This is a genomic window from Ancylothrix sp. D3o (assembly GCF_025370775.1).
Lineage (GTDB): Bacteria > Cyanobacteriota > Cyanobacteriia > Cyanobacteriales > Oscillatoriaceae > Ancylothrix.
The window spans coordinates 36817-49185 of sequence record NZ_JAMXEX010000009.1; the positions used below are offsets into that span (position 1 = coordinate 36817).

Sequence of the window (12369 nt, forward strand, 5' to 3'; positions counted from 1 at the left end):
CTTCAATTCCAGTTAAAGCCTCCCTACTTCTAAGCACTCACCACACAACCATCGGCCATCCAAAAAGCCGGTCGTGAAATTACGCCCTTACCCAGCCGCAATGCCTATCCCAACCACGCTACTATGTAAAAGATAAAGACATTATATTAGGTAGCGATTCCCCATGAACTCACCCATAAAGGCCGTTCAATCAGGCTACTCTTACGGCGATGCCTACTACCGCACCCCCCCTCCAGACCTAGAATCGCTACTTTTAAAAGAGCGCATAGTTTATCTGGGGATGCCCTTATTTTCTTCCGACGACGTAAAGCGAAGTGTCGGCTTAGATGTCACCGAATTAATTATCGCCCAACTGCTTTATCTTCAATTTGAAGACGCCGACAAACCCATATATTTTTATATCAACTCCACCGGCACATCTTGGTATGGCGGCGAAGCAATTGGCTTTGAAACAGAAGCCTTCGCAATATGCGATACCCTCAGCTACATTAAACCTCCCGTCCACACCATTTGTATTGGTCAAGCAATGGGAACCGCCGCCATGATCTTAGCCTCCGGCACCAAAGGACATCGCGCCAGTTTACCCCACGCCACCATCGTTTTAAACCAATCAAAAACCGGTGCCAGAGGGCAAGCAACCGACATCCAAATTCGAGCAAAAGAAGTTTTAGCCAACAAACAAACCATGCTCGAAATACTCTCAAAAAACACCGGCCAGTCAATGGAAAAAATCTCCAAAGATACCGACCGGATGTTTTACCTGACCCCTGCTCAAGCCAAAGAATATGGCCTCATCGACCGGGTTTTAGAAAGTCCCCAAGACCTACCAAAACCCCTCGCAGCAGTCTCCTAAAACTTGTTAAAATCAACAGCAAACCCCCACAAAAAATAAACTCCTATGCCTATTGGTGTTCCTAGCGTTCCTTACAGACTTCCCGGCAGTACATACGAGCGGTGGATTGATATTTACACCCGCCTAAGTCAAGAACGAATTATTTTCCTTGGCCAAGAAGTAACCGACTCCTTAGCAAATCGAATAGTCGCCTATTTGCTATATCTTAATTCCGACGACTCCAGCAAACCAATCTACATTTATATCAACTCTCCTGGGGGTTCCGTCACCGCTGGCATGGCAATTTATGACACCATGCAATATATCAAAGCCGAAATCGTCACCATTTGTGTTGGTCAAGCAGCCTCAATGGGAGCATTTTTGTTAGCCTCCGGCAGCAAAGGCAAACGATTAGCCCTACCCCACGCCCGCATTATGATTCACCAACCGCTAGGGGGAGCACGCGGACAAGCCACCGATATTGATATCGAAGCAAAAGAAATTTTGCGTGTGCGTCAAAACCTCAATGAAATATTAGCTCAACGCACCGGCCAAACCATCGAAAAAATCCAAAAAGATACCGACCGCGACTATTTCATGTCTGCGGCGGAAGCAAAAGAATATGGCTTAATTGATCAAGTCATCGAAGAACAACGTTAACATTCTCGAAAACTCAAACCCCACCCGCCGGAAAATCTGGAGGGTGGGGTTTATTATTGCTAAATATTAAGTTTTTGACGTTTTACAGAAATTGCCGACAGCATTGATGTGGTTTGAGGAAAGCAAACAGCCAACTTAAAACCATGCAAATTCGCTGTCTTACCCTTAAAAAAAGCTTCACCATCACCTTTATCACTCTCACATTTATCAGCCTCCCTGCCACCGCCCTCACCGTCGAAGAAGTACCCAATTCCAGGCGTATTAATGGAGGGTGGGTAACAGATACGGCAAATATCCTCACCCCCGAAACTGAAGCCCAACTCAATGAAATGATTTCCCAATTAGAAGCAAAAAATGGCTCCGAAATTGCCGTTGTCACAGTCTCAGATACAGCACCTTCCGCTACCACCAAACAATTCGCTACAGCCCTATTTAATCGCTTAAAAATCGGTAAAGCCGGTCAAAATAACGGCGTTCTTTTCTTAATCTCCACCGGCAATCGTCGCGTTGAAATTGAAACCGGCACCGGCCTCCAAACCATTTTACCTAACTTTTTTGTCACCAACATCATCAAACAACAAATCACCCCCAGATTTAAGCAAAACGACTATAACGGCGGAACTATTGCCGGCACAAAAGCCTTAGTTGTTACCTTGCAAAATTATCAGCCGGTTAATAACGTGCCGATTTCCTCCGCACCCCTGCAACAAACTCAGCCGGTGCCGGTTCAAACTTACTCAAATTCAAGCGACTCTGATTGGATAGAGTTAGGATTTTTGTTGGTCGTTATTCTTTTGATAATTTTGGTAATGATTTTTTTATATCGGGTTTTGAACTTAATAATAAAAAACTTAATAATTCAACGCCAAAAAATTCAAAAAAAATTTGAATTTAGGGGAAATTTTAGTGATGCCATAACCTCTACTTACGAGGACGAATATGCTCTTAACGACTCGATTTTAAATACTTATGTAAATATAGCAAAAGAAATCAATTGCGGTAGCTCTGAAAGCAATAACAGGAGCGATGTTTCTAAGCCTAGCAACAGTCCTGAAAGTAGTAATAGCTGGTGGAGTTCAGATAATAGCAGTAGTTCCGAAAGCAGCAGTAGCAGCAGCTATGAAAGTAGCAGTAGCAGCGACTATGGCGGAGGAAGCAGTAGTGGCGATGGAGGCGGCGACAGTTGGTAAAAACACCTAACCCCCCTTCCCTACAAGGAAAATAGGCATAAAAGTTAGTCTTGCTTTCCTTGTAGCACTCCCCACCCCAAACTTTAGAAATTTTAGAGCCTAATTTAATCTCAGAATACAATCTCAGAAAACTTTGTGCCAAAATTATTATTAAAAATGGTTCTCCCCTCTCTCCCAAAAAAAGATGAACATAGCGGACTGCTACCGACTATTACAATTAAAATCCGATGCCCGCCTTGCCGACATCAAAGCATCCTACCGGCGTCTAGCAAGACTGTACCATCCCGACGCCAACCCCCAAAACCCCCAAGCCCACGAAAAATTTATCCAACTTAATCAAGCCTATAAACTAATACTTGAAAGCATCCCCCCAGAAGAACCGGCACCACAGCAACCAAAAAAAGAACCCGTGCAAACCCAACCCACCAAAACTAAAGTTACCCGCAAATCACCCAACTTTCAACAAAACCCCAACCTATCCGACATAGAAAAACAATTAAAACAACAGTCATACTTACAACTACAACATCACCTAAAATCGAAAAAATTTCCCCGCGCCATCGCCCTCATAGAAGGCTTAGCCCAACGCATCCCCCAAGATCCAGAAGTCAGACAATGGCAAGCCATCACCTATCAACGTTGGGCAAGACAACTCATCGAAGAAAAACAAATCGAAAAAGCCAGAATTTACCTCAAAAAAGCCCTCAGAACCGACCCCCATAACCGCACCCTGTGGTCAGAAGTAGAACGCGATTTTCGCCGGCTAGAAAGCATATTTTAACCTTATTTGGTTGGGTTATTCAAGCCAACCCAACCAACACCAAAGCCTCCAATTCTTTCACATCTAAAACTAACCTATCACCCTCAGATTTTACTTCCTTACCCGTCAATAAATCCCGCCAACTTCCCTCTAGCGAAACCTCATATCCCCGCAAAACCTGATTTGAAAAATTTGCCACCACAGCCACCCGCGAAGCCTCGCCACACCAACGCAAATAACCCAACACCTGCGCCTCCTCATCTTCACAGAAAAACTCGATATTATCAGACTTGATTGCCGGCTCATTTTTCCGCAAATCAATTAACCTTTTATAAAACTCAAACAAATCGCGATGAGGCTGATAATTTAACAACTGCCAATTCAGCTTATTTTCTTGATTTGGCAAATGGCAAGTTACCTCCCCAAACTCTTCACCCATCGACAACATCGGTACACCCATCGCCGTCATCAACAAAACAGCCCCTAACTTTGCCCGTTTAAAAGCCTCCACCTTATCAGCCGTCCGAAAAGCCTCCTCAGCCATCAAATGATCTCTATCGTGACTGGCAAGATAATTAATCACACTGGTACAGCCCGGATACCCATGAATTTTTGCATCTAAACTGCCTTTTATCTTATCCAAATCAAACGTATCCCCCGCAATATTTTCTAAACCATAAATCCGAAAACTCTCACGCCAGCAGCCATCAAACTCGCCATCTTTCCCCACAATATCAACCACCTCTGGGATATATTCAGCAATATTATAAAAAGGCTTATTTCCCGCCGCTTTTTTTGCCTCTTCCCCAAGCCAGCGCAAAAACTTACGATTTGCCAATTGACGCACCGCATCATAGCGAATGCCATCAAAATGAAACTCCTTTACCCAAAAGCGCACCACATCCCCAATAAACTGCCAAGCCGGGTAAATTTGCAACTTTTGATCATAATTATCGTAATTAAATTCTGGCCCCCAATAATTCGCAGGATCATCAGGATAGTGCATATATTCGTAATACCAATAATTCCGATCTATCAACAGTAAAGGGCATTCTTCCTCACAGTGATTATAAATACCATCCAAAAACACTCGAATCCCGCGATAATGGCACTCATCAATAAAACGCTTTAAATTTTCACTGCTGCCATAGCCATTTCTCAAAGCAAGGAAATAACGCACTTTATAGCCCCAATAATATTGTTTTGGCGCTTCATAAATTGGCATCAATTCAATGGCATTTATCCCCAATTCACAGAGGTAATCTAACTTGCTAAGCAAAAAAGCAAACTTATCCTCATTTTCAGCTTGATCGCCACAAAAATCAGGAATTTGCATTTCATAAATCACTAACTCGTTATTTTGCGGCAAAACTTGATCATCATATTGCCAGACATAAGTATCAAGAATTTTTGCTCCATCTTTGAGACGCAACACACTAATTTCTCTATCAGGCTCAATTTCAGTGGTATATGGATCATTAACCTCCACCCATTGATCCGGCTGAAAATTGCTGCTTTGGGTTTGGATGCGAAATTTGTAGCGATAAACACCATCTTCTAAATCAATTACTGCCCGAAAATAACCATCCTCACCCTTATTCATGGTGATTTCTTGCCAGTCTGAGAAACAGCCGATCAGACTTGCAGCTTTATTATTCGGTGCAAACAACTTAAACTCAATCGCGTGTCTCATAAATTTTGCTTTTTTTCTCAGATTTGAAAACGGTTTTTCTCAGAAATGTAATGAAATTTTACGCAACAGAATTTTCAGAATTATTCAAAGCCTCTACTGTTAAGCGTTGCGCCGGCCTGAGAATGAAGAACTTTAAACTTATTGGTAGTTTTTGTTACAAACGCTCCACTAAAAAGCTTTTAAATTCGCAGACAATCTATGTTGTTCGAGGTCACATACAGCCTGCATCCCTCTAAAGAAATAGAGAGATTTTCGCTTTTTTGTTGTTTGTTTTACAAAACTTAACAAACGTAACAAAAATAACAGCCGAGGTTGTGACTTTAGAAACATTTAATCACCCAATGAGATGAAGCTACAGAGGGAGGTATAGCGAAACAAAACAAGAGAAAATGAAGTCAAGAGCAGCAAGGACTGAGGGGCAAACCCATAAAGAAGCCCTCAAAAACCTACTGAAAGCCAACCGCAATACTTTCTGACAATCAAGCCTAAAAATACGGATTGTTAGTTAAAGTATTGAAAATAAGAAGCAGGGAAGCATCCAAACTGCCCAATTCCTCTAACAATAGATTAAGGAGTTTATCATGGTTAAAGAAATGTGCTGGTTATCCGCAATGGGAAACGACGGCCAAAAAATTTTACACTTGCGAACTCAAGCCAACCAACCCTGGCGTCCCTATACATCTTTCCCTCAATTTTCTGTACCCGACTACCGCATTCCTGGGGGTTCAAAAGGTTGGGCAACATATCAAAAACTCAGAAATGAAGGCTGGGCTTTAATTTCAAGCATTCCCAATCAACAGCAACAAGCTGCCTAAACCGTGCAACTATCAATTATAAAAGCGCCTTTGTGGGTCAATCACAACCATTCAAAAAACTATTACACACTCTCATCCAAAAAGGCGCTTTTTCCCCTATTTTATTAGGCTTTACCAAGTTTTTTATCACCAACTAAATACCCGTTTAAATTTCCCATAAATAGTAAAAAAAATCTATATAAAAACCTGCTCGGCGATAAAGTTACCGGGTTTTTCTCTCCCACAGTCATACATAAAAAAACTGCTATATCTGCTGATCCTGTGCCGCCATCCACTAGGAAAATCTACCCTTAAATAAAAAACCTAAAATTTCCATAAAAAAAACCCCTTTCCCAAAGTGAAAGAGGTTAATAAACAATACAAAAACCTATCCAACAGCCGCTACCGCCGGCATCGTCCCATTCTCCAAAATAGGCTTACGCTTTTTCAAATCAAACCCATAACCATTTGGCAAAATGTGAAGTTTGACGCCACAAACCGCAATTGGCTCATCCTTCAAAACCCCCTCAACATTATCGTGGGTACTTTCAGTTTGATCAATCACCGTCACCGCACCTTCACCAACCACTTCAAAACGCTCTCCACTGACAATAACAGAGGTATTTTCATCAATACCAATTCCTAAAACCGCCGTGTGTTGTAGCAACGCGGAAACCAACCGGCCCAACCGGCCCCGCTGAGCAAAATGCTGATCCACAACAATTCCAGGTAAAAAGCCCATTCCGGGGCCCATCGCCACCGTATTAACACGCGGGTTTGTTTCAGAATCGCCTTCAATAATCATCACATCTGGCATCATCGCCGCACCGGCAGAAGTTCCGCCCACCACAGCACCTTCATTAAAACGCCGGTGGATAGCGGCATCAAGTTCAGTATCTTTAATTAAACTCGTAATCCGAGCCTGATCGCCGCCTGTAAAAAAGATGCCGGTTGCCTGATTAATCATCTCCACCCAACGCGAATCACTCGAATCTTCCCGACGCTCTGTATCCACCACCCGCACAGTTTCGGCACCCAAGCGCTCAAACACACGAGTATAAGTCTCCCCCACTTCTCGCGGTAAACTGGTGGCAGCCGTCATAATTGCGATGTGAGCCTTTACCCCGCCGGCACGTCGCACAAACTCTCGTAAAATCTTGCAGTCGCCTTCCTTATCTTCAGCACCGCCAATAATAACTAACTGCCCTTTTTGTGTACCGTTATCCGTCATATTTTTTTAACCTTAAAGTCTTGTAATTTCTATTACGCCGAACAATACCTAACTCTGAAACCTGTCAAAAGGTATATTTTTATACAGATTTTTTCTGTCTGCCCCCAAGATTTTTTTTAAGGCAAAAGGAAGCAGACAGAAACACCGGGGTACTCGCTTAGTCTTGGCGATGTTCGCGCTAAAGCGAGGCCCGCCTCTTAGCCCAACTCCATACGCCCCTAAAGCTTGCCTGGGAGGGGATCGCCACTAGATACTGGTTTAGTTGGCTTGATGAATCATTTTCCGCAAGAAGCTACGGGCATATTCTAAATTAAAATGCCGGGGTTTCCCTTCACAAACAATCTGATATTCGTTGCCATCAGGCCCATCTCCATAACCCGAAATTAACTTACGGTGAAAAGCTTCTTCAGCTAAATGATGAACTTCTTCCCTTATGGCAGCTTGGTTGTAAATCATAATTTTTTGGCTGCTCCCTAATGTTTTGCTCCATAATTTTAACTCTATAAAAAACCTCCTGTTACCTCTCAAAAGTTATAGCTTTCCAACTTCCTAGTACCCAATCTCCCCTCCTACAAACAGCCTATTCCTTTAGATAGCTGAAATTTTTACACCATTAGCGTTACTCTCGATCTGTTGAGCTAGATTACAGAATATCTATGGTGCAAGAAACTCTTACGCAAACTCTACGCATTAATGCCAGAAGAACTGATGCTTTTGATATCTTTAACCTCAAGCATTATAGCGGCCCCAACCCTTACTTAAATCAAGCTGCTCTCGTTTTTGATTTTGCTCTGACCGGCCACCTGCAACCTCTCGCTTTGGTTGATTATGTTAGCAAAATTACTCAATTTTACCCCCATCTGGCCGGGGAAACTTATCAGTCGTACGCTCATCTGTTTGCCCGAACGGTTACAGAAGTTGGCAAACTCGACATGGATTTACACCTCGATCAAAGCAGTGTAAAACCCTACGCTCATTATGTCAGAATCGCAGTTCAAACTCTCCACGCTCGCACGGGCCGGTCGGTAATTTATTTTGTTTGGGATTGGTTTGAGGCGATGACTCAAAACCAAGAATTTGAGTTAGATTCTCAAATCAAAATTTTACAAAATATTTTCCGCACTTCTGCCTATGGTGGCCCTACCGTGTACACACTATGGCGCACCGCTTATGAGAAAAAAATTCCTGTTTTTTATCTCTGGGATGAAGGTTTAGTACAATATGGTTATGGCAAAAAACAAGTGCGGGGAATCGCCACAACTTTTGATGGTGACAGCCATTTAGATTCGGATTTTACAACCCGCAAAGATGATTGTAAATCAGTGCTGGCAACACTAGGGTTTCCCGTTCCGAAGGGCGAAATTGTTAGCACCCAAAGCCAAGCCATAACTGCTGCTCAAGAAATAGGTTTTCCGGTGGCTGTTAAGCCGGTGGCCGGTCATAAAGGTATTGGTGTTACAGCCGGTGTCCAAGACACAGATGAGTTAATTTTTGCTTTTGAACGCGCCGAAGAAGCAATTCCTGAAGGTCAGCCGGTGCGTATCATTGTTGAAAAAAGTTTATCCGGCGCCGATTTTCGTTTACTCTGTGTTAATGGCCGGTTTGTTGCAGCCACAGAACGTCGCCCCGCTTCGGTGACTGGTGATGGTCGTTCCAGCATTTCGGAATTAATAGAACGCGAAAATCGCACCCCCGCACGTCTGGATACTCCCACTTCTCCCCTGAGTAAAATTCAGTCCGATGCAGCAATGCAAATGTATCTCGAAGAGCAAAATTTAACCCTCGATAGCGTCATTGAAAAAAACCGCACTGTTTATCTGCGAAAAGTTGCCAACCTTTCCGCCGGCGGTGTTAGTATTGACGCTACCCGCACCGTTCACCCCGATAACATTATCCTTGCCCAAGACATTGCCCAATATTTCCGCCTCACTTGTTTAGGCATTGATATCATGGCACCGAGTCTTTCTCAGTCTTGGAAAGAAGGCAATTTCGGCATTTTAGAAATCAACTCCGCACCGGGTATCTCCATGCACTTGAGACCGGCAATTGGAGAAAGCGTTCATGTCGGTGAAGAAATTTTAAAAACTTTCTTTGCTTCAGAAAAAGATGCCCGCATTCCGATTCTTACTTTTAACCGCATTTCACTTGAACAACTGCAAGAAGTTATCGACCACATTCTTTTGCAACATCCCGAATGGACAATTGGTGCTGTTTGTCAGCAAGGCGCTTTTGTCAATCGTTCCCTTAAAAATCTTGCCAAGGATTACAACACAAAAGTACAAAGTTTACTGCGTCATCCCAAGCTTGATTTGTTGATTGCTGAATATCCCGATGAAATTTTGGAAAATGATGGGATGTTTTATGAGTACAGCAATATGGTTGTGCTAGATAAGCCCACAGAAACCGAAATGATGCTAACACGAGATTTGCCTGATGATGCAACCCTAATCATCAAAAACGAAAATAATGTCTCGATTCGTCGCAAGGGCTTAATAGAACAATATCAGCTTGGCGAAAATGAACCGTTTAGTCGGGTTTATTTAAAGGAAATTGGCACGATTATCTAAGCTGATTTTCTTGCCGTTGGGCTATGGCTTTTCTTTGTTCGCACAACTTGGCTTTAGCCCACAATCTACCCTCCTAAATGGGAGATATCAGATTTGAGCTTTTAATTTCGATAGCAGAAATGTAAAGGCTTAAATTTCACTCTGTAGAGGCGAGATTTACGCCCGCCTATCAATGAAACGTTTTTAGACGCGATCAAAATTATTTTAGTTGCCGGTCTCGGCTCACAGATAAATAATTTCTTTTGCCCTTCCAAATTCGCTTTAAAAAAGCTTATCTACTTTTTGGCATTCTCCCCTCTTAACTTTTCCTGGCCTGCATCTATCCCAGGAATGGAAAATAAAAATTTTTATCCAGATGAAACCGCTTTTAACATCTATCTTTAGATAGACTCTAACAAAAGTCAACAGCATTATATTCTTATTAACTAAGCCTTTAGATTGAAACTTTTTTGTCGATGCGGACTGCCCGGTGCATGGGAACTTTTAAACGGTCGTTCTCGTCTTATTAGTAAGGCCGGCCTTTCCTTCTTGGGATTTCTAATTCCGGCTCTCCAATTTAATAATAATTCCGGCTTTCGGTTGCCCGCTGTTGTCTGTTTTCTAAGCAGCCAACCCTTAAGCCGCAAAAAACATCACCTCCCAACTATTAATGCCAGTCATTGATAGCTGATTTCTCTCAAAGAAATATTTAAGTAAGCAAAATATTGACTAACTTTATATTTCTTAAAAAATTTAAAAATAAGTTACTACTGGGGGGAGATGAAGGTTTTAACGATAGTCATTATTATCGTTAATAGAGTCAATTTATTTAACTGGAGAAAAATTGATGAAATTCTCAAATTGCCTGAAAAATTTTTGCCAAACCCTGCCAAATTTTCAGAAAATTGAGTGATCTAGGTAACTTTTAAAAATAGCAACCGGGCGAGTCAGCTAGACAAAGCCAATGCAAAAGTTACACAAAACTAGGTAGAGAATTTCGCTCTTCAAAAACGCTCAAATTAAAAACATTATGATTAAACAGTGCCGCCGGGCTGCTTTAAAAATTAGCCAAGACTGAAACAGGCATCTCAAGTGTACCTAAAAAGGAGGCATTTCATTGTGGTCACTCACACATCATCCGCACCATTTCTTGTTTTAGAAGGCTTGCGTGTACTTGTTGTTGAAGACGAAGTAGATATTGTTGAATTGTTTAGTTTCGTGTTAGAAGAAAGTGGCGCTGAAGTAAAAGCAGGTTTTTCCGTCCAAGAAGCAGTGCAAATTGCCAAACAGTTTAAACCCGACATTTTGATCAGTGACATGACTTTACCCGATGGCGACGGATACGCACTCATTGAAACCTTAAAAAGCCACACCACAAAAGAAGGTAAAGCCATTCGCGCCATAGCCGTCACCGGCGCCGCTGGAGATGAAAATCGCACATCTGCATTATCCGCCGGTTATGAAGAACACATCTGCAAGCCGGTAGACTTAGATAATTTAGTTCAAGTTGTGGCCACCATTGCTGAGCGAAGGATATCTCTTTAAATAATTAAAGAAAAAACCAACTACCCTAAAAAAATCAGACCTAAAACAAAATAAAACAGAAGGGTTCAGTAAACTCAACCCTTCATTCCTCCTCTTAATTTTCGTGAAACAACCGGCTTTTTTAAATCAATCTTAAAAGATAGTTAGAAAGACATTTCTGCCCAAATCTTTCTACCTAAAGATAGATGCGCTCAACCAACCAACCCTGAACGCAGAGCCAAAACAGCAGCCTGAGTGCGGTCATCGGCAGATAATTTATTCAAGATATTACGAACATGAGTTTTAACAGTTCCCACCGTAATATAAAGCTTCTCAGCAATGGCCGCATTGCTATAACCTTGCACGATTAGCTCCAAAACTTCTAACTCCCGCTCAGTCAGAGGATAAGCCTCAATAAGCTGGCTATACTCAGGATCAGCCGCACTAATTGTCACCGTTGCCGTCAAAGATTTGTCCTCAACCGGCGTCGAAGGAGTCGTGCGAGCTTGACGTAAAACAATCCCCGCAATCGCCGGATCAATCCAAGAATTCCCCTCAAAAGTCGCCCGAATTGCCTCAAGCAACTGTTCAAAACGAATATCCTTCATGCAGTAAGAATCAGCCCCAGCCGCAAAAGCCGCCAGCACCTCTTGCTCACTATCTTGAAAAGTCAAAATTAAAACCTTCGTCGGCGAATCTGAGGGGCTCATCGATTCTTTAAAGCGTTGCGTCACCTCGATGCCATCAATATCCGGCAAACCAATATCCACAATAGCAATATCCGGCTTAAGCGATTTAAGCATTTTTAAGCCATCCATACCATTTGCGGCATCACCCACCACTTTAATACCCTCACGCTGTTGTAAAGCCGTGCGGATACCGATCCGGGTCAAATCGTGGTCTTCAATTAAAACTACGCGAATTTCGCTCATCTTTCTTTGGCCTTACCTATTTTGGTTTCACTATTAAAAAAATACTCTAAAAGCAGTTGAAGATTTTGCGAGGAATCCATCTATGGGTAGCTGTAGATAGCCGGCTTATCCATATAAATTAAGGTTATAAAATCTGCTTACTTTTGACCACCCCTTTAAAAGCCTCTTAGACTCACCACCAAGCTGCGCCTGTAACAGGGTGACGAT

At 42.5% G+C, this 12369-nt stretch carries 11 protein-coding genes; 7 read left to right on the forward strand and 4 right to left on the reverse strand.

The window, feature by feature from the left end; translation table 11 throughout:
- The first annotated feature begins 163 nt into the window (after positions 1-163).
- The 4 genes from NG798_RS16030 to NG798_RS16045 all read left to right on the forward strand — a co-directional run bounded on the left by NG798_RS16030 (position 164) and on the right by NG798_RS16045 (position 3463).
- Complete coding sequence (locus NG798_RS16030) at positions 164-853, forward strand: ATP-dependent Clp protease proteolytic subunit (RefSeq protein ID WP_261224689.1); 690 nt, start codon at positions 164-166, stop codon at positions 851-853.
- 45 nt (positions 854-898) lie between these two features.
- Entirely contained in the window at positions 899-1492 is a 594-nt protein-coding gene (locus NG798_RS16035; protein ID WP_261224690.1) for an ATP-dependent Clp protease proteolytic subunit, read from the forward strand.
- Between the two features lie 143 nt (positions 1493-1635).
- A complete protein-coding gene (locus tag NG798_RS16040) occupies positions 1636-2682 on the forward strand; it encodes a YgcG family protein (protein ID WP_261224691.1) in 1047 nt (348 codons plus the stop codon).
- Between the two features lie 184 nt (positions 2683-2866).
- Positions 2867-3463 carry a J domain-containing protein gene (locus NG798_RS16045; RefSeq protein ID WP_261224692.1) on the forward strand — a complete coding sequence of 199 codons (597 nt, stop codon included), beginning with the start codon at positions 2867-2869 and terminating at the stop codon, positions 3461-3463.
- Between the two features lie 19 nt (positions 3464-3482).
- On the opposite strand, the gene NG798_RS16050 is transcribed toward NG798_RS16045, so the two are convergent.
- Positions 3483-5135, reverse strand: coding sequence for an alpha-amylase family glycosyl hydrolase (locus tag NG798_RS16050; RefSeq protein WP_261224693.1), 1653 nt, complete (start codon positions 5133-5135; stop codon positions 3483-3485).
- Positions 5136-5716: 581 nt separating this feature from the next.
- On the opposite strand from NG798_RS16050, the gene NG798_RS16055 reads away from it, so the two are divergent.
- Positions 5717-5950 (forward strand): hypothetical protein, encoded by a 234-nt coding sequence (locus NG798_RS16055; protein WP_261224694.1) that lies wholly within the window; start codon positions 5717-5719, stop codon positions 5948-5950.
- 367 nt (positions 5951-6317) lie between these two features.
- On the opposite strand, the gene NG798_RS16060 is transcribed toward NG798_RS16055, so the two are convergent.
- A complete protein-coding gene (locus tag NG798_RS16060; RefSeq protein ID WP_261224695.1) occupies positions 6318-7160 on the reverse strand; it encodes a cyanophycinase in 843 nt (280 codons plus the stop codon).
- Positions 7161-7418: 258 nt separating this feature from the next.
- Entirely contained in the window at positions 7419-7616 is a 198-nt protein-coding gene (locus NG798_RS16065; RefSeq protein WP_261224696.1) for a hypothetical protein, read from the reverse strand.
- A gap of 200 nt (positions 7617-7816) precedes the next feature.
- On the opposite strand from NG798_RS16065, the gene NG798_RS16070 reads away from it, so the two are divergent.
- Positions 7817-9727, forward strand: coding sequence for an acetate--CoA ligase family protein (locus tag NG798_RS16070; protein ID WP_261224697.1), 1911 nt, complete (start codon positions 7817-7819; stop codon positions 9725-9727).
- 1098 nt (positions 9728-10825) lie between these two features.
- Complete coding sequence (locus NG798_RS16075; protein WP_261224698.1) at positions 10826-11251, forward strand: response regulator; 426 nt, start codon at positions 10826-10828, stop codon at positions 11249-11251.
- A gap of 191 nt (positions 11252-11442) precedes the next feature.
- On the opposite strand, the gene NG798_RS16080 is transcribed toward NG798_RS16075, so the two are convergent.
- On the reverse strand, positions 11443-12162 hold the full coding sequence (locus NG798_RS16080; RefSeq protein WP_261224699.1) for a response regulator transcription factor: 720 nt from the start codon (positions 12160-12162) through the stop codon (positions 11443-11445).
- Positions 12163-12369: the final 207 nt, after the last annotated feature.

Excerpts from the sequence above, each read along its gene's own strand:
- NG798_RS16040 (WP_261224691.1), top strand. The coding sequence starts at position 1,636 with ATGCAAATTCGCTGTCTTACCCTTAAAAAAAGCTTCACCATCACCTTT.
- NG798_RS16080 (WP_261224699.1), bottom strand. The coding sequence starts at position 12,162 with ATGAGCGAAATTCGCGTAGTTTTAATTGAAGACCACGATTTGACCCGG.
- NG798_RS16045 (WP_261224692.1), top strand. The coding sequence starts at position 2,867 with ATGAACATAGCGGACTGCTACCGACTATTACAATTAAAATCCGATGCC.
- NG798_RS16035 (WP_261224690.1), top strand. The coding sequence starts at position 899 with ATGCCTATTGGTGTTCCTAGCGTTCCTTACAGACTTCCCGGCAGTACA.
- NG798_RS16050 (WP_261224693.1), bottom strand. The coding sequence starts at position 5,135 with ATGAGACACGCGATTGAGTTTAAGTTGTTTGCACCGAATAATAAAGCT.
- NG798_RS16070 (WP_261224697.1), top strand. The coding sequence starts at position 7,817 with ATGGTGCAAGAAACTCTTACGCAAACTCTACGCATTAATGCCAGAAGA.
- NG798_RS16060 (WP_261224695.1), bottom strand. The coding sequence starts at position 7,160 with ATGACGGATAACGGTACACAAAAAGGGCAGTTAGTTATTATTGGCGGT.
- NG798_RS16065 (WP_261224696.1), bottom strand. The coding sequence starts at position 7,616 with ATGATTTACAACCAAGCTGCCATAAGGGAAGAAGTTCATCATTTAGCT.
- NG798_RS16030 (WP_261224689.1), top strand. The coding sequence starts at position 164 with ATGAACTCACCCATAAAGGCCGTTCAATCAGGCTACTCTTACGGCGAT.
- NG798_RS16055 (WP_261224694.1), top strand. The coding sequence starts at position 5,717 with ATGGTTAAAGAAATGTGCTGGTTATCCGCAATGGGAAACGACGGCCAA.